16 protein-coding genes are annotated in these 21,167 nt (G+C 41.4%); 10 read left to right on the top strand and 6 right to left on the bottom strand.

The window, feature by feature from the left end:
• From ACEO2X_RS06620 to ACEO2X_RS06605, 4 genes are all read right to left on the bottom strand, one after another.
• Positions 1-127, bottom strand: a 127-nt coding sequence (locus ACEO2X_RS06620) for a helix-turn-helix domain-containing protein (protein WP_180005984.1), incomplete at its 3' end; no start/stop codon positions are given.
• A gap of 209 nt (positions 128-336) precedes the next feature.
• Positions 337-1,248, bottom strand: coding sequence for a bestrophin family protein (locus ACEO2X_RS06615; protein WP_004973196.1), 912 nt, complete (start codon positions 1,246-1,248; stop codon positions 337-339).
• Positions 1,249-1,451: 203 nt separating this feature from the next.
• Positions 1,452-1,802 carry a hypothetical protein gene (locus ACEO2X_RS06610; RefSeq protein WP_371971299.1) on the bottom strand — a complete coding sequence of 117 codons (351 nt, stop codon included), beginning with the start codon at positions 1,800-1,802 and terminating at the stop codon, positions 1,452-1,454.
• A 260-nt stretch (positions 1,803-2,062) separates the two neighbouring features.
• On the bottom strand, positions 2,063-3,088 hold the full coding sequence (locus tag ACEO2X_RS06605) for an AraC family transcriptional regulator (protein ID WP_371971298.1): 1,026 nt from the start codon (positions 3,086-3,088) through the stop codon (positions 2,063-2,065).
• 142 nt (positions 3,089-3,230) lie between these two features.
• Here ACEO2X_RS06605 and ACEO2X_RS06600 point away from each other — a divergent pair, with 142 nt between their 5' ends.
• From ACEO2X_RS06600 to ACEO2X_RS06565, 8 genes are all read left to right on the top strand, one after another.
• Positions 3,231-4,001 carry a 3-hydroxyacyl-CoA dehydrogenase gene (locus ACEO2X_RS06600; protein ID WP_371971296.1) on the top strand — a complete coding sequence of 257 codons (771 nt, stop codon included), beginning with the start codon at positions 3,231-3,233 and terminating at the stop codon, positions 3,999-4,001.
• A gap of 148 nt (positions 4,002-4,149) precedes the next feature.
• Positions 4,150-5,286, top strand: a complete 1,137-nt coding sequence (locus ACEO2X_RS06595; RefSeq protein WP_178318659.1) for an acyl-CoA dehydrogenase family protein — start codon at positions 4,150-4,152, stop codon at positions 5,284-5,286.
• Positions 5,287-5,562: 276 nt separating this feature from the next.
• A complete protein-coding gene (locus ACEO2X_RS06590; protein WP_371971293.1) occupies positions 5,563-7,209 on the top strand; it encodes an AMP-binding protein in 1,647 nt (548 codons plus the stop codon).
• 255 nt (positions 7,210-7,464) lie between these two features.
• The gene (locus ACEO2X_RS06585) at positions 7,465-8,175 is read left to right on the top strand and encodes a hypothetical protein (protein ID WP_004973205.1); all 711 of its coding nucleotides are present in this window, start codon (positions 7,465-7,467) and stop codon (positions 8,173-8,175) included.
• 163 nt (positions 8,176-8,338) lie between these two features.
• Positions 8,339-9,067 carry a HesA/MoeB/ThiF family protein gene (locus ACEO2X_RS06580; protein WP_096900943.1) on the top strand — a complete coding sequence of 243 codons (729 nt, stop codon included), beginning with the start codon at positions 8,339-8,341 and terminating at the stop codon, positions 9,065-9,067.
• A gap of 58 nt (positions 9,068-9,125) precedes the next feature.
• A complete protein-coding gene (locus ACEO2X_RS06575; RefSeq protein ID WP_096900942.1) occupies positions 9,126-10,424 on the top strand; it encodes an AarF/ABC1/UbiB kinase family protein in 1,299 nt (432 codons plus the stop codon).
• A gap of 152 nt (positions 10,425-10,576) precedes the next feature.
• Positions 10,577-10,957 (top strand): dihydroneopterin aldolase, encoded by a 381-nt coding sequence (gene folB / locus ACEO2X_RS06570; protein ID WP_004973210.1) that lies wholly within the window; start codon positions 10,577-10,579, stop codon positions 10,955-10,957.
• Positions 10,914-11,351: a 2-amino-4-hydroxy-6-hydroxymethyldihydropteridine diphosphokinase gene (locus ACEO2X_RS06565; protein WP_004973211.1), complete on the top strand. Its 438-nt coding sequence runs from the start codon at positions 10,914-10,916 to the stop codon at positions 11,349-11,351. The genes folB and ACEO2X_RS06565 overlap by 44 nt, the downstream gene beginning before the upstream one ends.
• Positions 11,352-11,664: 313 nt before the next feature.
• Here the strand turns inward: ACEO2X_RS06565 and coq7 are convergent, their stop codons facing one another.
• Positions 11,665-12,300 (bottom strand): 2-polyprenyl-3-methyl-6-methoxy-1,4-benzoquinone monooxygenase, encoded by a 636-nt coding sequence (gene coq7, locus ACEO2X_RS06560; RefSeq protein WP_004973212.1) that lies wholly within the window; start codon positions 12,298-12,300, stop codon positions 11,665-11,667.
• Between the two features lie 4 nt (positions 12,301-12,304).
• Positions 12,305-13,624 carry an MFS transporter gene (locus tag ACEO2X_RS06555; protein ID WP_253131599.1) on the bottom strand — a complete coding sequence of 440 codons (1,320 nt, stop codon included), beginning with the start codon at positions 13,622-13,624 and terminating at the stop codon, positions 12,305-12,307.
• 175 nt (positions 13,625-13,799) lie between these two features.
• Between ACEO2X_RS06555 and ACEO2X_RS06550 the strand changes: the two genes are divergently transcribed.
• Positions 13,800-16,604 carry an autotransporter assembly complex family protein gene (locus tag ACEO2X_RS06550; RefSeq protein WP_371971292.1) on the top strand — a complete coding sequence of 935 codons (2,805 nt, stop codon included), beginning with the start codon at positions 13,800-13,802 and terminating at the stop codon, positions 16,602-16,604.
• 21 nt (positions 16,605-16,625) lie between these two features.
• Positions 16,626-21,137 (top strand): translocation/assembly module TamB domain-containing protein, encoded by a 4,512-nt coding sequence (locus ACEO2X_RS06545; RefSeq protein ID WP_371971290.1) that lies wholly within the window; start codon positions 16,626-16,628, stop codon positions 21,135-21,137.
• Positions 21,138-21,167: the final 30 nt, after the last annotated feature.

Raw genomic sequence — 21,167 nt, 5'->3', positions numbered from 1 at the left:
ATTCACGGTAGATGGTTGATCGTGAACGTCCTAACTCCCGAGCAAGGGTAGCGATTGAACTTTTACTTTTCAAAGTAGCATAAATTTCGTATCTTTCATCTTGAGAAAGTTGGGTGTATTTCTTCATTGTGTGCTTTCCAATTGCGGTTTGAAAAAGTCTAATGATTCTATGAATACACCTAACTTTTTCAACTAACTACAAATGTGTTGCACTTGAGATTTGAATCTGCGTCAGTTAAAAATCTTGTGAGATCTATTTATCAGCTTGCAAACATAGACGAATGATTAGCAAAGTTTAAGTGCAAGGCCAATTTATGAGCCTCAACTCAACTGATGTCAGCTTAGGTTGCCTTTCACTGCCAAAATTGCAGGTGGCAGTTCTTCGCCAAGTGAACTCAGCATTTCCCGTTCAATTAATCGCACCATGGAGTTGAGCGGTAAATCATTGTCTTGCAGGCCAAAAGGTTCTTCAAGTTGTTCGCTGAGAGCATCTAAACCTAAGAATAAATAGGCAATTAAACCCACCAAAATTGGTGTCCAGATTCCTAAACTTGCTTCTAAACTAAAAGGCAGAATAAAGCAGAAGCAATACACAGTGCGGTGCAACAAGACTGAATAAGAAAAAGGCAAGGGTGTGCTGAGAATTCGATCGCAACCTGCTTGCACATTACCCAATTCAACAATATGTTGATTCAAGCCTTGATAAATAATATCGGAAATTTCACCTGTTTTCAGTGCGCTGACTAACTCTTTTTGAATGCTTTCTAAAATAAACTGTGCGGCATTAATATGCGGAAATAATGCTTCATAATCTGCAGATGTGAGGTTGACTTTGTTTTGATAAAAATCGATAGGTTGGTTTTGATTGCGTAAACGGTTACGCAATAAATTACTAAACAACATGACCCGATACATCAAGACCCGACGCTGTTGATCTGGCAGTACGTATGAGTCACGTGAAATATGCCGTGATGTTGCAATTAACGTCCCCCACAATTTTCGACCTTCCCACCAACGTTCATAACTGGCGTTATTTCTAAAGCTGAGGAAAATAGACAAAATAATACCGAAAATGGTAAAGCCAATGGCTGGTACGCTCGGCACTTGAAAAAAGTGGTGAGAAGACAAATACACTAAGACCGTAGAAAGGAAGACCACAATTGCAAGTGCAGGTAAGACCGTGGGTAAAATTGTCCCATACCATGCAAACAGTAGGGTAAAACTGTTGTTTTTATTGCGAATAATCATCTTGATGCATCCTTGAGGCTGTCCTTAGTGTTTCATAGACAAACAACGCTTGGCAAGATGATAGCTAGCTTTTGATTCAAAAAGCAGCAAGCGGCTTAAAGTCAATTTTTCTTATTTATTATTGCAACAGCCAATAAAAAAGTGATGCCATGAAGACATCACTTTTTAAATACTTTCAGCAAATGAATACCCGAAGTTTTAGTTTACATCGGGTAATCTTGCAAACAGTCAGGAATTTCAACTTGTGCCAAACTGTCTGTTTCTAAAGCCAAACATAGCGCAACAATTTTAGCGGTATCGCACAGGTGTTCATCTTTGAGAGCCAAACCCGTTTGCAAAGATTGTAAATCTTCTTGGCAAATATCTAGGGCTTGCGCTGCTTCAAGTGCATCTTCACGTTTGAAAAACGCAGACATGACATTACGTAACTGCTCTTCTGAGGTATTTAGAATACTTTGATTGAGTAATTCATCTAATTGTTCAGAAGCTTGGTTGAGGGAGTGAGAGAAATTTTGAACTAGATTGTGTTCAAGTACATCCATCATCTTAAGCATGGGGAAACCTCCAAAGATGCTCGTACATTTAATATTACAGGGGGAGTATGACAGCCGAATTGCATAAAATTTATGCTTTAAATTGATTGAAAAGTAAACTAAATTTAATACTTTGACAATGCTGTGCCGATGAACGACCAGTTCACTGCTAAACCTTGAAATCACAGCTTTGAGTTTTCTTTTATAATTAAGTTGTTTGTAAAATATACAAGATAGTGGCTGAGTAGTAGGTGATAAGTCACGCAATTATGAGCGTTCAGTTATGTGCTTTCAGTATATTGTCGATATGCCCCAGGATTGACCCCTGTCCATTTTTTAAAGGCACGATGAAAAGCACTAGGATCATGGAAATTTAATTGATCGCTAATTTCCTGAAGTGATTGTTGGGTTTTGCTCAACAATTCGATTGCCGTATCTCGACGGATTTCATTTTTTAATTGCTGATAGCTAGTGCCTTCCTGCTTTAAACGCCGTTGGAACGTCGCTTCAGACATATTGAAATGTTGGGTTAATTCGTTCAGTTCTAACCACTCACTCGGCGGCAATCGCATTAATTGTTTACGGATTTTATGACTCAGCGCATGTGGGTTTTTATAACGCACCAAAAGGTTAAAAGGTGTTTGTTTTAAAAAGCGTTTCCAACTTTTTTTATCCTGCTTGATTTTTAAATCAAGATGTTTTGCCTCAAAATAAATCTTATGCGCTGTACACGCATATTCAATTTCATCACAGAAACGGACACGATAATCAGCATCATCCTGCGGGGCAGCACATTTGAGTTGCATGTTTAAAATAGCGATACGTTGTCCTGTCAGCCAGCACATCAAGCCATGAATCAGCATTAAAAAAGTGGCATAACTAAACATCGGTTTCACTTGATCTTTATCGTGAATGGTTAAGATTGCATATTCACCATCTACGTTTAATTCACCTGAAAAATCATCCAGTATTAAATTAAAGAAATTTAAAATGTCCTGTAATGCGGCCTTTAAATGCTCTGCTTGGTACACCCATTTAGACAAGAGTTGATAACTGCCACGACGCATAGCATGGCTGTCCATGCCAAAAAATTCATCGTTCATGGCATCTGCCAGTGCAATCCACAATTGACCATATTGCAGAATTGACACCCTCGCTTTGTTGGAATGTAACAGCTCTGCAGGAATACCCGCCGTCTGCAAAATCGCATGCGTATCCATACCGCGTTGCTGTGCAGTATGCAAAGCTTCATGGACTAAAGCAATTGAAATTGTACCTTTGCTGTAAGTGAGCTGAGTTGCATTCATGGGATGGCGTGGTATTCCATTTACAAGTTGAGTGTTCAAATACATCATAGTCGATGCAGGGTTTGGAAATTGTACTCTAGCTTGAGTGTGATTAATCTGTTTCTTAAGTTGTATCAACCTGAAAATTTATAAGGAAAATAAAATGAAAATTCAAGGAAAAGTCTGTGTGGTCACGGGTGGTGCATCGGGTTTAGGTGCTGCGACTGCACAACATTTAGTTGCGCAAGGTGCAAAAGTTATTTTGGTTGATATGAATCAAGAACTTGGGCAGCAGCTTCAACAGCAATTGAGCGAAAATGCAGAGTTCGTAGCTGTAGACGTGACCGATGAAAACCAAGTACAGCAGCTTTTTAACCATATTGAGCAAAAATACGGACAGTTAAATGGTTTGGTGAATTGTGCAGGCATTGCACCGTCTGCCAAAGTCTTGGGACGTGATGGTTTGCATGATTTGGCAATGTTCCAAAAAGTGCTGAATATTAATGTCACGGGCAGTTTTAATATGATCCGTTTTGCGGCACAACTGATGGCGAAATATGACTTAGCCGCCAATGAAGAAGAACGTGGCGTGATTGTGAATACTGCTTCGGTTGCAGCATTTGATGGGCAGATTGGACAAAGTGCGTATTCTGCATCGAAAGGTGCAATTGTGGGGATGACGCTGCCTTTGGCACGTGAATTGGCACGTGAAGCCATTCGGGTGATGACGATTGCCCCCGGTATTATGGAAACCCCGATGCTGAAAGCATTTCCACAGCATGTGCAAGATGCTTTAGGGCAAATGGTGCCATTTCCACCACGTTTGGCAAAGCCTGAAGAATTTGCGCAATTGGTGGGTCATATTTTTGAAAATGGTTATTTAAACGGTGAAGTGATTCGTTTGGATGGCGCAATTCGTATGCAACCGAAATAAGTTATGACGATGCTATCTCCATAAAATAGCCTAAGCAAAAATTCAAGTATTGAAAAACTGGATACTAAAAAACCGTTGCAATACAGCACAAGGATGTTGCGCGCATTTCTGACAAAAACAACATCTACCATATACACAGAGGGTCACCATGATTTTAAGCCATGAACAAAAAATGATTCAGGATATGCTGCGCAGTTATGCACAGGAAAAGCTTAAGCCAACTGCAGCAGCACGTGATAAAACTGCTGAATTCCCTGCAAAGGAGTTAAAGGAACTAGGTGAGCTAGGTGCTTTGGGCATGACCGTTGCAGAAGAATGGGGCGGTGCAGGTTTAGATTATGTATCTCTCGTTTTAGCCTTAGAAGAAATTGCTGCGGGTGATGGTGCAGTTTCAACGATTGTGAGTGTGCAAAACTCATTGCCATGCGGAATTACACAACGCTACGGCACAGAGGCGCAAAAACAAAAATATTTAACTAAACTGGCAACAGGCGAATGGTTAGGCTGCTTTTGTTTAACTGAACCACAAGTCGGCTCTGATGCCAGCGCGATTGAATGTAAAGCTGAAAAAGATGGCGAGGATTGGGTTTTAAATGGCACCAAGCAGTTTATCACCACAGGCAAATATGCAGATGTTGCTTTAGTTTTTGCTGTAACGGACAAAACTGCGGGTAAAAAAGGCATTTCCTGCTTTTTAGTCCCGACGAACACACCAGGTTATATCGTGGCACGTTTAGAAGACAAAATGGGACAGCACTGTTCCGATACCGCCACCATCGTGTTGGAAAACTGCCGTATTCCTGCAGAAAACCTATTGGGGCAAGAAGGTGAAGGCTACAAAATTGCACTCTCTAATTTAGAGTCGGGGCGTATTGGTATTGCCGCGCAATCGGTGGGTATGGCGCGAGCAGCTTTAGATGCAGCCGTGGACTATGCCAATGAGCGTAAAGCTTTTGGAGTTGAAATTGTGCAACATCAGGCAGTCGCGTTTCGCTTGGCAGATATGGCAACACAGATTGAAGCTGCACGACAGCTTATTCTACATGCCGCAAGCCTCAAAGATGCAGGCTTACCGTGTTTAAAAGAAGCATCTATGGCCAAGCTTTTTGCTTCAACCATGGCAGAGCGTGTGTGTTCAGATGCGATTCAAATACATGGGGGCTATGGCTATGTATCTGATTTCCCAGTTGAACGTATTTACCGCGATGTGCGCGTTAGCCAAATTTATGAAGGTGCATCCGATATTCAGCGTTTGGTGATTGCACGTGAAGTGACTAAGCGTTAAAGCTGAGTATCTAAAACTTTAGTCGGTGTCCAAAGCTTGCAAGGTTATTGCAGGATGTGGAAATTGAGAAAATGTTCAAATCATGTTTAGCTAACTTGATTGAAAAATACGCGAAGATCATGTCGTGATTGCGTTGCATGATCGACTTCATCACAGCAAACCTAATTTAAATTTTAAAGAGCGATTCAATCCTAACTTGTAAAAACGGTTAAAACAATAACGCATATTGCTGCAAATGAATTGCAGTGTCATCAGTTTAAGACGGAGCTTAAAAGAATGAAAACTTTGCAAGAGGCATATCAACAGTTTGATATTGAGCAACTGATTCAAACCCAATTGGCAGGAACGCCAACGGCACTTAATGCCTATGAAGAATGTTGCGGACGCTATACGGGTACTCAACAAACTGCCTTAATTTGGGAAGGCAAACACGGTCAAACTGCATCGTGGACATTTGATCAACTGGCAGAAGCATCTGGAAAATTGGCAAATTATTTTACTCAACTGGGCTTAAAAGCAGGTGATTGTATTGCAGGATTATTGCCGCGTACGCCTGAATTGTTAATTACGGTTTTTGCCACATGGCGCATTGGGGCAGTGTATCAGCCTTTATTTACAGCCTTTGAATCTAAAGCGATTGAGCACCGTATTCAAACTGCAAAGACGCAGCTCATTGTGACCAATACTGAGCAGCGTCTAAAACTAAATGCCTTGTCTAATGTGAAAATTTTAACTGTGGACGCAGCAAATCAAGCTCAAAACCATGATACAGATTTTTGGCAAGTTCTAAGCACTCAAGACACTTACTTTGAAACCGTGTATCGCAGTTTTGAAGATGATTTTCTGATGATGTTTACATCAGGCACTACGGGTTTAGCTAAATCTGTACCTGTGCCTTTAAAAGCCATTGTGGCATTTAAAGGTTATATGCAGCATGCAGTCGATTTAAGAGCAGAAGATTCATTTTGGAATTTAGCCGACCCTGGTTGGGCTTATGGCTTGTATTACGGTATTACAGGGCCACTGAGTTTGGGGCATAGCATTATTATGGATGAACGTCCATTTAGTGTTGATCATGCACTGGAAATTATCCGTAAATATCAGGTGAGTAATTTAACAGGTTCACCAACCGCATTTAGAATGTTCTTTGGTTTTAAAGAAAAGTTTGATGGTGATATTCAACGACATCTGCGTGTGGTTAGCAGTGCAGGCGAGCCGCTCACACCAGAAGTGATTCATTGGTTTAAGCATGATTTACAAGTCAATATTTATGATCAATATGGACAAACCGAATTGGGGATGGTGATTGCCAATCATCATGCACTGGAACATCAGAAAAAAGTAGGTTCTGCGGGTTATGCTATTCCCGGACATCGTTTCGCGGTTTTAAATGCACAGCATCAGGAAGTCGCTCACGGCGAAATTGGCACACTTGCACTGGATGAATCACAATCGCCTTTAATGTGGTTCAAAGGTTACGATGGGGATGACCGTAAATCATTTGTGGGACAGTATTATTTAACGGGTGATACGGTACGTTTAAATGAATTTGGTGGGATTGATTTTATTGGTCGTGCAGACGATGTCATTACAACTTCGGGTTATCGTGTCGGGCCTTTTGATGTAGAAAGTACTTTGCTTGAATGTGAGGAAGTGCTTGAATCCGCAGTAATTGGTAAGCCAGACCCAGAGCGTACAGAAGTGGTAAAAGCCTTTGTGGTGTTAAAAAATCAATATCAACCAAGCACTGCATTGCAGGAAAAGCTGCAACAGTATGTGCGTTCACGCTTATCGAAACATGCCTATCCTAAAGAAATTGAATTTGTCAGCAGTTTGCCTAAAACATCCAGTGGAAAAATTCAGCGTAATTTATTGAAGCAACAAGAAATTGCAAAACAAAATGCTTTTAAAAAAGTGAGCTAAGTTCAGCCAATAGGCCCTGTTAATTATTGCGCCATAAGAAAAACGCCATTCATACAGATTGGCGTTTTTTTAAATCTGTATTCTTTATTTAAACCACCCGATTATGCAAGCACGAACTCAATCGATAGAAAATGTGTGCATCATATTGGTGATGTGATATTTTCAACTTTATGCTGACACAATGAACAAGGCTGCATGTACTTCGATTACGATAAAAGCATGTAGGCAGCGCAATACATATTGGGGGAGAACATCATGGTAACAGCTCATTTAAATTTCACGCAGCCGTCAAAGCGGATATTTACGAAGTCGATATGGATGGGCGCAGCTTTACTGTTGTGTGCCTCTGGCAGTTATGCACAAAACTGGAACCCAGCCCCAACTGCTGAAAGTACAGCCTATTCCAGCTATCCAGCAGCAAAAACGCCACAAAAAAATTATGCAGTCTTTGCCGAATACGCCAATTTTGAAGCAGATTTTGACAGTGGCGATACAGTAGAACTAGATGGTTTTGCTTTGGGTGTTTCCACCACGCCACATCGCTCAGGTTTTTATGGCAGATTGGAATTCTTAAAAAACAATGAATACGATTTGGATTATTATGAATTCAATATGGGTGGGAATTTAAACCTGATCAGCTATCATGGTTTTTATTTCAATACATACGCAGGTCTAGGTTATAGCGGCGCAAGTTCAAAGCTGCTTGCCAATGATGTCAATTTTGTCACTTTACCTGTGGGCGTAGAAGTCGGTTTGAACTTTGTTCCTGATTTCTCGATTTACGCCACTGCCGGTTATAAATGGTTATATGACAGCACCTCGAATACCACCTGTAAAGATGGGACAACCTCAGACAAAGTCGGGAATACGGCATGTTACTGGAATGGTGGAATTGCCTATTATAATGAATATATAGGCGATGCCGATGGCGTTACTTATAACGTAGGCATGCGGATGCACTTTTAAGCAAGTCGTTGCACATCTCCATCTGTTCAAATACGCAACAATTCAACCGCCGTCATGGCGGTTTGCTTTGAATACCCGTTATACTTGGCGTTTTGGTTTTGCAGAATAGGGTATTTTCTTGGAAAGCATATTCGATACTCAGTTGGAATTGAGCGATGCAGAAATGCATCTATATAGCCGACAAATTTTATTGGATGGCTGGGATATTGAAGCCCAAGAAAAATTAAAACTGGCCAACGTACTTGTTGTGGGGTGTGGCGGGATTGGCTGTTTAAGCGCAGAATTACTTGCACGTGCAGGCGTGGGAAAAATCACTCTGATTGATGCTGATGTGATTGAAACCAGTAATTTGCAACGACAAATCGCCTATACCCCCGCAGATTTAGGCTTTTATAAGGCCGAAATTCTCGCAAAAAGATTAATGCAAATTAATCCTTATATCGAGATTGTTTGTTTAACCACGCTGTTAGATGCGCAAAATGCAGGCACTTTAGTTGCCCAACAAGACCTAGTTTTAGATGGTTGTGATAATTTCAGTACCCGATATTTGGTCAATCAATATTGCCGACAATTGAATGTACCTTTACTCAGTGCCTCTGCCATTGGTTTTCAAGGGCAAATGTTTATGGTTGAAGGTGACTCCGCTTGCTATGAATGTCTGTTCCCGAAAGAACAGCATGCCAATGAAAGTTTACGCTGTGCCGACAGTGGCGTATTGGCAACCACTCCCAACGTCATGGCCAGTTTACAAGCGCATCATGCCTTATTGTACTTGGGTTTAGGCAACACCGCGCTGAAACAAAAGCTATTACTTTGGGATGGTTTAAGCATGAAACAACGCTTATTGTCGTTTGATCAAGACCACAACTGTCCAGTTTGTCAGGCAAGATAGCCTTTTTACTTGGCAATTTTTTGTTAAACTCTCACTACTTTAATATGACTCAGACATGATGAAAAATAATATCTGGTTAGATGGTTTACGTTCAGTTGCTCGCATGGGTGAAACTGCCGTAGTGGCAGCCAAAGCAGGCATTAAATATGCCACTGAAAAGCCAAGTAATGCCAAACTCATGCGCGAAACATTTGAATCTTTAGGTTCAACCTACATTAAACTTGGGCAGTTTATTGCCAGTACGCCGTCATTGTTCCCACGTGAATATGTAGAAGAATTTCAAGGTTGTTTAGACCAAACCCCAACTTTACCGTTTAGCTATGTGCAGCAAGTATTGGCATCTGAATTTGCAGGGCGCAATTTAGATGAAATATTTGCCTCAATAGATGAAAAGCCTCTAGCTTCAGCATCTATTGCACAAGTACACGCTGCAAAATTGGTGAGTGGCGAAGATGTGGTGATTAAAGTGCAAAAACCGGGTGTAGAAACTATTCTCTATACCGATTTAAACGTCTTGCACTGGGCGACTAAACTGCTCGAAAAAGCAGTACCTAAAGTCAAATTTGCGTCATTGGCCGATATTGTCGAAGAAATCAAAACTCGTATGGTGCGTGAAGTCGACTTTATTGAAGAAGCGCGTAACCTAGATGATTTTATTAATTATCTGAATTTGACCCAAAACAAAAAAGCCACTGCACCTAAGGTCTATCATCAATATTCCACCCGTCGCGTATTGACCATGCAGCGTTTGTATGGCGTACCTTTGACCGATTTTGACGTGGTGAAACAAGTATCTAACGACCCATCGCAAGTATTGATTACTGCCATGAATACATGGTTCGGTAGTTTGATGATGTGTAACAGTTTCCATGCCGATTTACACGCAGGCAACCTGATGTTACTTGAAGATGGACGTGTCGGCTTTATTGATTTTGGTATTGTCGGACAGCTGAATCCTGAAGTGTGGACTGCTTGTATGGCCTTTATGGATGCCTTGCAAAATACCAACTACACGCTTATGGCGGAAAATATGCTCAAAATGGGCATGACCGACACGCAAATTGATACTCAGGTTTTGGCAGCAGATTTAGAGCGTTTATTTAGTGGCGTATTGCTGGCCGATCCTCAAGAGTTGCTGACTTCTAACCCTGCAGATTTAAATGACATCATGCTTGATATGGTTGCTGTGGGTGAGCGTCATGGGATTCGTTTCCCACGTGACTTTGCTTTACTGTTCAAGCAAATGTTGTACTTTGACCGTTTCATGCGCGTTTTAGCACCTTATACCGATATTTATGCCGATCAACGACTGCAGATGGTACAAAGTATTGATCCGAATTTGTTGTTAAAGCATTAATTATCCATATTGGGCGAATCAAGCCTTCTGGTTGCATATTTTAAAGCCACCGATCTTTTGTTTTATGAGTTCAGTGTGGCTTTAAAATACGGCAAATATCCCTTTCAATAGACAGAGATAGAAGGATTTAAAATGAAATATAGAGCGTGGTCATGGATGCAATTATCATTGAAGGCTTAAAGGTAGAAACAGTCGTCGGCTGTTTTGCATGGGAGCGTCAGATTCAACAACCGCTTATGTTGGATTTGATTATTGCCACCAATTTAAGCCAAGCTGCAGCTTCAGATGAGTTGCAAGACACGCTCAATTATGCAGAAATTTGCAGCATTTCAGCGCAAGTGATTCAGCAGGCTGCGCCCAAATTGATTGAGCATGCCGCACAATTGGTATTGGATGCACTTTTTACGACTTTTGCCGCCATTGAATCCATTACCATCACCATTCGCAAACCTGCCATTATTCCAGAAGCCAATTCTGTAGGAATTCGTCTTGAACGCCACCGAAACGATTTTTGCCCTCGCTCTGGCGAGTAACTGCGAAGCACCGCGTCAGTTTAAAAATGCCTATCAGCAAATTGCTGCATTGGGTGAAGTGCATTTTTCGCACATTTATCTGATTCCATGCCGTGATGGAATTGGTGCAGACTATTGGAATTCTGCTTGTTTGCTAAAAAGCCGTTTAAGCTTTGAGCATCTAAACGTCATCCTTAAGGAATTGGAAGTTGCAGCAGGGCGTGTGCGCCCATCGCATGACATTCCGCTGGATATTGATATTATTGCGTGGGGTGAAAATTTAGCTCAAATGCAATTCAATCCGAAAAAAATGCCACTTGCTTTAGATGTTAAAATTCCAATGTGGGATATTTGGCAAGATGAGGCTTTTGTGCATTCTGCGCATGACTATCCCATTGTGAGTTGTGAAGAGTAAATCAGCCAGTAAAATTGGCAGATCAGTGATGCATTTTTAAATTTTGGCTGTGATACGTGATCTGATTTCGGCTTACATCATTGTGTCATATCTTGCTGATATGTTTGTATGAAAAACCATCAAAAATAATATTTTTCTGTATTTATACGGCTTTGCACTTAAAAAATATCCACAAATTCTGCGGATAAATCTTGGGATAACTCACAAACGGCTCTTTCTTTGTTATGTCTTGATCGTTTTAATTGAGCTATTTTTCTATTTGTTGGCATAAAAAAACGCCCACAATCGTGAGCGTTTAAGTGTTATCAATTCATTAAATATAATAACTGGTCTTGGTCATGAGTTTGGAAATCGCAGTCATGGTCAAACGTACAGGTACAGGCAAATCTACACCACCTGCTTTGAGCGCCGTATCGCGATGATGCAATTCATCTTCATTCATTTGGACTAGAATTTTACGTGAACGATCATCTTGTTCAGGCAATTGGCTAATATGATGTTCTAAATGCAAGCTGACTTGACGTTCAGTTTCTGCCACAAAACCCAAACTGTATTTATCGCCCGCAATACCTGCAATTGCACCCATCCCAAAAGACAAGCCATACCATACAGGATTAAGCAAACTGGTGTGACTGTCTAACTCTTTTAAGCGGTCTTCGCACCACGCCAAATGGTCTTGTTCTTCAATTGCAGCCTGTTCCATTTCACGACGTACATTGGGCAATTTCGCAGTTAAAGCCTGACCGTGATATAAGGCTTGTGCACAGACTTCACCACTATGGTTTACTCGCATTAAGCCTGCAACATGACGTGCTTCACTCACAGCCAATTTGGTTTCAACCGTATTGCCCGGGTTTTCACGTTGAGCCGAAGTTGTGCCAGGTACTAAACTACGTAAGGCTTGGTCAAATGAATGAATAAACTTGTCGATGCCTGTGTAATGACGCATGAAATTAATCCTCCAAAGAGTCCTGTGCAGTATCTAACATTGGCTTGAGCTTTAACAAGAGCCAAAAGGTGAAAACAGCACTTAAAACAGCCGTAATACTAAATAAAATTTTTAAATCAATTTTTAAAATGCTTAAAATTAAAATCGAAAAAATGGCAGATGACACCATAAATACCGCATTTAAAATATTGTTGGCTGCGACCACACGTGCGCGGTGCGAGCGAGGGGAATAGGCTTGCATCATGGCATATAAGGGTACAATGTAAAAACCGCCACTAATGCCGAGTAAAGTGACTGCGCACATGACATGATAATAACTCCAGTCTTGCTGAAAGACTTCGGCTAAGCCCAATAGCGCACCTGTTTTTTCTGGTACAAAAGCCAATGCGCCTGCCAAATAAAAAGCAAAGACGGTTAAACCGACTGCGCCAATAGGCACCATTTTAATATTAACGTCTGTACCGCCTATTTTACGGCAGAGTAAAGAACCCACACCGATACCGACAGAAAAGAGCGTCAGTAATAAACTCACCACGTTTTCAGAAGCATGCAAGTTTTGTTGAGTGAGTTGTGGAATTTGGGTTAAATACGTTGCCCCATAAAACCAATACCAAGAGTTTCCAAGTAAGATCAAAAAAATCATCGGCAGGCTTTTGGCATATTTTAAAGTCTGGAAACTGGTGCGGAAAAAATTCCAGTCAATTTGAATGTCGGGTGCCGTGACGCGCTGCGTCAGCACAAAACGACTTGAGGCATAACCAATTAGTGCAATAATCACCACAGTTAAGCTAATCCAGACTAAATTGCCTGCAGATACCGAAATCACTGCACCGCCTAAAATCATCCCCAATAAAATTGCAATGGATGTACCTGACTGGAAAATTGCATTGCCCGACATCAGTTCATGCGGTTTGAGTACTTCAGGCAAAATGGCATATTTGATTGGGCCAAAAAAGGTCGATTGTGCACCCATTAAAAACAAGGCCATCAGCAACAGCCACAAATTTCCTAAAATAAAACCAACGGTACCAATCAGCATGATGATAATTTCAAGCAGTTTGATGGCACGTACCAATTGAGCGCGTTCATACTTGTCTGCCAATTGTCCTGCGGTGGCAGAAAAAATGAAATAGGGCAAAATAAACAGCAGGGCTGCCAAATTGTTCAGGGTGCTGACATTTGCAGATTGTTGGCTAATCCAGCCATAGGTAAAGACCAAAAGCAGCGCTTGTTTATACACATTATCATTGAGTGCGCCAAAAAATTGAGTGAGAAACATCGGCAAAAAGCGACGACTCCTCAACAAATGTTCATTTTTTTCCATGCGTGATTAACTTCGTTTAGTTTTATTAAGAAATGTGACCGCTTGATATAATAGTACAGAAAATCATGTATGATGTTTCAAGTCTTTTCACTGATGAAAAAATCAAATAAATTGGTGTTTGTACGCGGGTTCATTGGGGTTTTTCCATAAAAATTAAATCAGTTTAGAGTTTTTTATGCTTGTAAATACAAACTTTAAAAAATCAGTACTGTGTTCCAGTATGCATGCAATTTTATGCTGGAATATGCCGAAAAAGCTCGGACTAAGTCTGTTTTTAGGTTTAGTTGCATCCTCAAGTTTTGCAGAAAGTCTTAAGGTATCTAACTCCAACACCCAACTCGCTGAAAATCCTACATCACTGCAGACTCCAACTACAGAAGAAGCACAAAATTTAGCTGAAGAAATTAAACAACTGGCAGCAGCACAAGGTAAAGACAGTGCCCAAGATCTACAAAAAATAGAAGAAGCTTTAGAGCAAGCGCAAACACCTGAATTTAATAGTCTAGAAATGCTGCAACAGCAACAACAGGCAGGGGCATCTTTTGCTGAATTTCAGCCTATCGAATTTGAAGACTTAGAAGATTTACCCATTGCACCTGTAGATCAGGGGCTTGCCAATGAAATTTTTCAGGTGGCAGAACAAGCCAAACAAGAAGCGATGCTAGACCGCAATGGTCAAGTGCCAGAAACGTTGGTTCAAGACGCAACACAGCAGGAGCTACTGCAAATTGATCAAGCGCCTGTAAATGTCGATCAGCTCATAACCAATATTCAGGCAGACAGTAATTTTGTAGTGGAAGCCAATCCTAACGATACCTTAATGGCTGAATTGGGCTGGATGACGCAGGTGGAAAATGCCGATAAACCCGGTTTTTTCAGACGTTTACTGTATAAAGTCCGTCCACCGCGTGAGCTAAATACAGCCAAAGTGCCGCGTATTAGTGCAGATGTGGTCATTACCGCAAATGGTGTCAATGGTACACAAAACTCAATTGGAGAGGTATCGCCCGATGCTTATCGTACAGCGGTAGATCAGTTAAGTGCCAATATTAAGGCCAAACTGTCCAGTTTTACCCAGGAGTCTTTTGCAGATTTTCCATCGGCATTGCCGCAACTGCGTACGTTGTCAAATCAGGCTGCGCAGGCGGTGGGTTTTTATAATGCCGAGTTTAAGTTTGAAAAACTCAGTGATAGCCGCGTGCGTGTGCAGGTTGTGCCAAATCCACCTGTGGCGATTAAACAGCAAAATATTGAATTTACAGGTGAAGGACAATACGAGGCACAATTTCAGGTTATTGGTGTCTTGCCTGATCAAGAAGTAGATGATGTGTTTAATCATGGTTTGTATGAGCAAACCAAAAAACGAATTACCGATGCCGCTTCAGATAACGGTTATTTTGACAGTTACTGGCGTTTGCATGACGTTAAAGTCGCTCAACCTCAAAATACAGCCGATATCAATTTACGTTATGAAACAGGCGAGCGTTATAAACTCGGAAATGTTGAATTTCGTATGAGCGATCCAAATCAAGAATTCCCTTTGGATATGGATATTCTGCAAAGTATGGTCACTTGGCAGGACAATGCTGACTATACTTTTTGGCGTGTAAATGGTTTGGCCAATAACCTCACCAACTCGCGTTATTTCAACTACACCTTAGTTGATACGATCCGTCCTGATCCTGTAGAGCATCCTTTGGAATTGCCACCTGATATTCAGGCTTTGGTCGATCAACAAAAAATCTCAGTTTACGATGCCACAGTCGTCGATCAAAAACGGGTGGCGTCATCTCAGGAAGTGACGCAATCTGTGGTGAACGAAGCTGAATTTGCTGGCACAGAAGAAGGTGCGAGCAACGATAAGCTGCGCATGCTACAAGCACAGCAAGAAGACAAACAATCAGAAGAAGAACGCTTAAAACAGCAAGCACGCATAGACAAAAAAATTCCTGTGATTGTGACTTTAAATGCAGACCGCTTAAATAGTGCCGAAGTCGGTGCAGGTTACGGAACTGACACAGGCGTGCGTTTGCGTGGGCAATATCGCCGTGCCATTGTCAATAAACGTGGTCACTCTTTCGATGCCAACTTAGAGCTTTCGCAAATTCGTCAAGCCATTGATGGACGTTATAATATTCCTTATAACCATCCCTTGAATGATTATGTCGCGTTGGTTGGCGGTTATGAGCGTGAAGAACGTGACGATGTTGCACAAGGTGGCGGCTTGATGATTGAATCTGCGGTTGCAGGTGTAGACCGTGTGATTAAAAACCCAATGGGCAGTTGGCAACATACTTTTGGCTTGCGTTATCGACTGGATCGCTTAACTGAAGATGGCACTGTATTTTTGGAAAAAGTGCCTGATGCGTTTATTGCCAATGGTGATGTCGAGCAACAATCGTTATTGCTTGGCTATGAAGTTTCACGTACCGACAGTAACCGTCGTGTTAACCCAAGCAAAGGTTTCCGCCAAATTTATAAAATAGAACTGGGGAGTGAATCACTGCTCAGCGATGCAGATTTAGCCATTCTAAATGCAGGTTGGCGTTTTATTTATTCATTGGGTGAAAATGACGATCATCAGTTTGTCGGACGCAGTGACTTAGGTTATATCTACACCGAAGATTTTAATAAAGTGCCTTATAATTTGCGTTATTTTACTGGTGGTGACCAGTCTTTACGTGGCTTTGACTACAAGTCTTTAACACCACAAATTGAAGGCTTTAAAATTGGAGGTCAGGCTTTGGCGGTTGGTTCATTAGAATATAACTATCAATTTAAAGAGGGGTGGCGCGCAGCAGTATTTAGTGATTTTGGTAATGCTTACGATAAAGACTTTAGCAACGACACCGAATATAGCGTAGGTTTGGGGGTACGTTGGGCATCACCAATTGGCCCAATTCGGATTGATGTGGCTTCTGGTATTTCAGATGATAACCATCCAATCCGTTTACATTTCTTTATTGGCTCTCAACTATAAATTTAAGACTTAGAGAACATTATGGCTGAAGTTGAACAGCAACCAGAAACTCCAGTAACGCCACCTAAAAAGCGTCGAATACTCAGGAGTGTTTTACTGTCACTGCTGTTGATGCTGGTTTTATTGGTGTCCGCTTTGGTGGTGATGTTCTCAACAGACCGTGGCTCAAAGTTCTTATTAGACAGCGTATTGCAGCGCCAAGAAATAATTCATTATGAATATGAAGGCGGTAATTTATGGCGTGGGATTATTCTGCGCAATATCATCGTCAGTTTAAAGCCTGTTGATGTCAAAATTGACCGTGCCGATGTCATTCTTGGTTGGCGTGCCATTTTAGATAAAGAAATCCATCTCAATCGTGCCGATGTGCGTAATCTGCGGATTTATCCGAAAGGCCCACCAAGTGATGATCCATTCAAATTCAATGAAATTCGCTTACCTTTTGTTTTGCGTTTAGATACTGCCGATGTCGATCATTTATTGATTCAAACCGCCTCTGGTACGCAGGTCGATTTTTACGATATTGATTTAAATAATGCCTTGTGGTCGGGTACAGAACTGAAATTTGAAGATTCCAATATGGATATGGGATATTTGAATGTACGCAATGCCACAGGCGATATGAAATTTGAAGGTAAATATCCGCTTAATGTGGTGGGTGATTTAAATATTCCCTCTTTACATGACAGCTTAAATATTCACGATATTAAAGTAGTAGGCAAAGGCACACTCGACACGATTCAGGCGGGTGTTGCAACAAATACGCCTGATTTGCTCACGGGATGGGTAGTGTTGCATCCAATGCGTAAGCAAGTGCCAATGTTTGGTGAGTTACAATTTCAAAACTACCGTTGGCCTATTTTGACCGAGCAGGAACTTTTTACCCAAGCAGGTGCAGCTAAATTTAAAGGCGATATCAAGCGTTTAGATATTGATGTCAATACGGATTTGAGCGGTAAACACATCCCTAAAGGTCAATATACAGGTCTGATGTATACCGATTTAGTTCATCAACTGAATATCAGTAATTTAAATGCACAACTTATGCAAGGTGCTGCCAATGTAGCGGGCATTGTCAGTTGGGATAAAAAAGTCAATTGGGATTTAACAGGACGTCTGGATAAAATTAATCCTAAAGATCCACTAATTCCTCAAGTGGTCAAAGACTTTTTACCGCCAAGTTTAGATGCCAATTTAGCATCTAAAGGTCATTTGGAAAAAGGCACACACTTAACTGCACAAGTCGATTTTGACCAATATGAAACTTGGAATTTAAAACTCGATCAAAAACCTGCGCAGGGCAAAGCGGCAAATCCGATGTTGCTTGATGTGCGCTGGAACAACATAGACCGTGCTGTGCCGTATGTGGGTTGGTTGAAAAGTGAATCGGGTGATGTGCAATTGGCCTTGGTAGAAGGTCAGCAAGATATTTTTGTGGCGAGTAAAGTCAGCACACATGAAAAAACCATGTTACCTGCGGGCATGTACCAAGCCAAATTGAATTTAAAGAATAATCGTTTAAATATTCCTAATTTTAAATTTGATACTGCAGATAGTCATTTGGCAGGCAGCGCCGTCATTGATTTACCAACTGATAAACGTCAGTTGAAATGGAATGCGGTATTGGCTGCGAAAAACTTTAATCCGCAAAGTATCAGCACCGCAGCACCTGTTAATGTGTTAAATGGGCAGTTTAAAGCCAATGGTTTTGCATTGCCGAATCAGCAAATTATTCATTTGAAAGATATTAATTTGACAGGGCGTTTGGTCAATCAAAATGAAAACGTACATTTAACTGGGCAAAGCACCATCGCTTTATTGTTCCATGATGTGAAAGCTGGTGGTGGCTTTAAAAGTTTTGCCGTGAATTATGATGGTGGGTTAAATGCCAGTGCCATTCAAGGCAGTGAAGGACATTTAAAACTAAAATTATCGGGTACGCCGGAACTAATTAAAATTAGCGACTTACGCCATAATGGTGTTGCAGGGCAAATTGTGGCGGATGGTTTGCTGCATTTGAATAATGGCATAGGTTGGAATTTAAATGCCTCATTAATTCGCTTTAAGCCGCACTATTTTGTGTCCAGTGTGCGTGGTGAATTATCGGGCAATATCCGCACTGAAGGTATTTGGTCAGACACTCAAAAACGGATCAACATTGAACATCTGAATTTGGCAGGCATGCTCAATAATAAACCTGTACGTGGTACGGGGAATTTAGCCATGTTGATTGATGCCAATCAAAAAGGCTTTTTACCTCAACAGTTTGAAGCCAATAATCTATTTTTGTCTTATGCCAAAAATCAGTTACAAGCAACGGGCAATGCACAAAATCTGCGTATTAAAGTCAATGCGCCTGCTTTATACGAAATCTATTCGGGTTTGCGTGGACGTGCTTATGGCTATATCAATGTGCAGTCGCAGCCACGCTTACAAGCCACCGCCAATTTTGCAGTTGATCAGTTCAGCCTCAATAATATTTTCAGCGTGCGTAAGTTGCGCTTACAAGGTGAATTGCCAACTTCTGAAAATACGCCAACGCTGATGACGGCATCCATGGAAAATTTACGCAGTGGTAACCGTGGCATTGAGCAAGGGCAGATTTCTTTAGCAGGCACACGTCAGGCGCATATTTTAAAACTGGAAGCTGAAAATAAGTTGAGTAAGTTTTATGTACAATTGGCGGGTGGTTTAAATGCACAAAATGATTGGATGGGACAAATTCAGAAAGGGGATTTTGACTCCTTAAGAACCCATTTGGCACAGCGCCAAAACGCGGCCGTGATTTATCAACACAAAACCAGTGAGCTGTATGTTGGTGCGCATTGTTGGATGAGTCAGCAAAGCCAATTGTGTTTTGATCAACCTATTCGTGTGAGTAAAACCAAAGCCAATGCATCATTTGTGACTCAAAACTTAGACTTAAATGACTTTTCTGCATTTATGCCTGAAGGTTTGGCGATTACAGGCAAGGTTAATGGGTATGCCAAAGCGGCGTGGGCAAAAGGACAGAAGCCAAAAATTGATGCACATTTGGTCACGCGTGATGGCGTCATTGGACTTGCTGCGGACGATCCACAAGATATAGGCTCAACCTTGCGCTATGAACAAGTGGCTGTGGTCGCAAAAAGCATTGCCGAAGGCTTGAAATTACGCATAGATGTGAAAACACCTGAAATTGGTACAGGTTATGCCAATGTGCTGATTGATCCTTACACTAAAAACATGCCAATGCGCGGTGAAATTGCCTTTGATCAGGTACAACTTAAAGTTTTTAAACCGTTTATTGCCGATGTGCGCTCAATGGCAGGCATTTTGTCCTTTGCTGGCAAGATCAATGGGACTTTAACTTCACCATTGCTCACAGGTGAAATGCGCCTGAAAGATGGTGCGATCAGCATGATTTCGTTACCTGTAAATCTGACCAATGTGCAGGTCTATTCCTCTATCCGCCAAGATCAAGCCAGCATTAATGGCGCATTTAACAGCGGTGGTGGTGTAGGGCGTTTAACGGGCAGTGTGGATTGGAAATATGATCCGCGTATTCAGTTAAATTTAAACGGTAAAGACTTATTAATTCGTCAAGCACCGCTAATTACTGCAATGATTACGCCAGATGTATCCTTAGATGTTTTACCTTTCCAGAAAAAACTGAGTTTAAAAGGACGTGTAGATGTACCTCGGGCTTTAATTTCTATGCCTGAAGTGTCTGCACCTGTGGTTAACGTGTCTTCGGATGTGCGTGTGGTACATGAAGGACAAGATCAACTGGCATTATTACGTTCAGCTCGTCCATGGGATATTCGTGCCGATCTTGAATTGAATTTGGGTGATCGGGTCATTTTCCAAGGTTTTAATAGCCGTATTCCACTGATTGGACGTTTGTATTTATCTCAACGTGGTTTAGAAACTGCGATGCGTGCCAATGGTGCGATTGGGGTCAGCCAGCGTGTGAAAATTGAAGCCTATGGACAAAGTCTGGATTTGAACCGTGCCATTGCGCGTTTTAATGGCCCAATTTCTAACCCAACTTTAGATATGGATGCCAATAAAAATGTACAGGGCAGCATGGTCGGCTTTAGAGTTACAGGCACAGCCAGCAGTCCGAACATTCAAGTGTATAACGATGCAGGCTTATCTGAACAAGAAGCATTAAATGCTTTGATTACAGGTCGTATCAATGAAGGTACCAGTGGTTTGAGTCAGACCGAAAGCTTTAAGTCAGACGTCAACAATACTATTGCAGCGGCAGGTATTAGTATGGGATTGGGTGGTACACGTGCCTTGACCAATCAAATTGGACGTACATTCGGTTTAAGTGGTTTGGCACTTGATGCCCAAGGTACAGGCGATGATACCCAAGTCAGTTTGACGGGTTATATCACCCCAGACTTGTTTATTCGTTATGGCGTGGGGGTTTTCACACCTGTCAATAAGTTGACTTTGCGTTATCAAATGAATAAACGACTGTATTTGGAAGCTAGTCAAGCTTTAGAACGCGCCGTGGATATTTTCTATAACTGGCGCTTCTAACGGCAACTTCACTTAAAAATGCGTTCAATC

Source organism: Acinetobacter sp. AL9, from assembly GCF_041464035.1.
Taxonomy (GTDB): domain Bacteria; phylum Pseudomonadota; class Gammaproteobacteria; order Pseudomonadales; family Moraxellaceae; genus Acinetobacter; species Acinetobacter towneri.
This window is presented reverse-complemented; position numbering and strand designations above follow the sequence as displayed.

Excerpts from the sequence above, each read along its gene's own strand:
- ACEO2X_RS06615 (WP_004973196.1), bottom strand. The coding sequence starts at position 1,248 with ATGATTATTCGCAATAAAAACAACAGTTTTACCCTACTGTTTGCATGG.
- ACEO2X_RS06610 (WP_371971299.1), bottom strand. The coding sequence starts at position 1,802 with ATGCTTAAGATGATGGATGTACTTGAACACAATCTAGTTCAAAATTTC.
- ACEO2X_RS06605 (WP_371971298.1), bottom strand. The coding sequence starts at position 3,088 with ATGAATGCAACTCAGCTCACTTACAGCAAAGGTACAATTTCAATTGCT.
- ACEO2X_RS06600 (WP_371971296.1), top strand. The coding sequence starts at position 3,231 with ATGAAAATTCAAGGAAAAGTCTGTGTGGTCACGGGTGGTGCATCGGGT.
- ACEO2X_RS06595 (WP_178318659.1), top strand. The coding sequence starts at position 4,150 with ATGATTTTAAGCCATGAACAAAAAATGATTCAGGATATGCTGCGCAGT.
- ACEO2X_RS06590 (WP_371971293.1), top strand. The coding sequence starts at position 5,563 with ATGAAAACTTTGCAAGAGGCATATCAACAGTTTGATATTGAGCAACTG.
- ACEO2X_RS06585 (WP_004973205.1), top strand. The coding sequence starts at position 7,465 with ATGGTAACAGCTCATTTAAATTTCACGCAGCCGTCAAAGCGGATATTT.
- ACEO2X_RS06580 (WP_096900943.1), top strand. The coding sequence starts at position 8,339 with ATGCATCTATATAGCCGACAAATTTTATTGGATGGCTGGGATATTGAA.
- ACEO2X_RS06575 (WP_096900942.1), top strand. The coding sequence starts at position 9,126 with ATGAAAAATAATATCTGGTTAGATGGTTTACGTTCAGTTGCTCGCATG.
- folB (WP_004973210.1), top strand. The coding sequence starts at position 10,577 with ATGGATGCAATTATCATTGAAGGCTTAAAGGTAGAAACAGTCGTCGGC.
- coq7 (WP_004973212.1), bottom strand. The coding sequence starts at position 12,300 with ATGCGTCATTACACAGGCATCGACAAGTTTATTCATTCATTTGACCAA.
- ACEO2X_RS06555 (WP_253131599.1), bottom strand. The coding sequence starts at position 13,624 with ATGGAAAAAAATGAACATTTGTTGAGGAGTCGTCGCTTTTTGCCGATG.
- ACEO2X_RS06550 (WP_371971292.1), top strand. The coding sequence starts at position 13,800 with ATGCTTGTAAATACAAACTTTAAAAAATCAGTACTGTGTTCCAGTATG.
- ACEO2X_RS06545 (WP_371971290.1), top strand. The coding sequence starts at position 16,626 with ATGGCTGAAGTTGAACAGCAACCAGAAACTCCAGTAACGCCACCTAAA.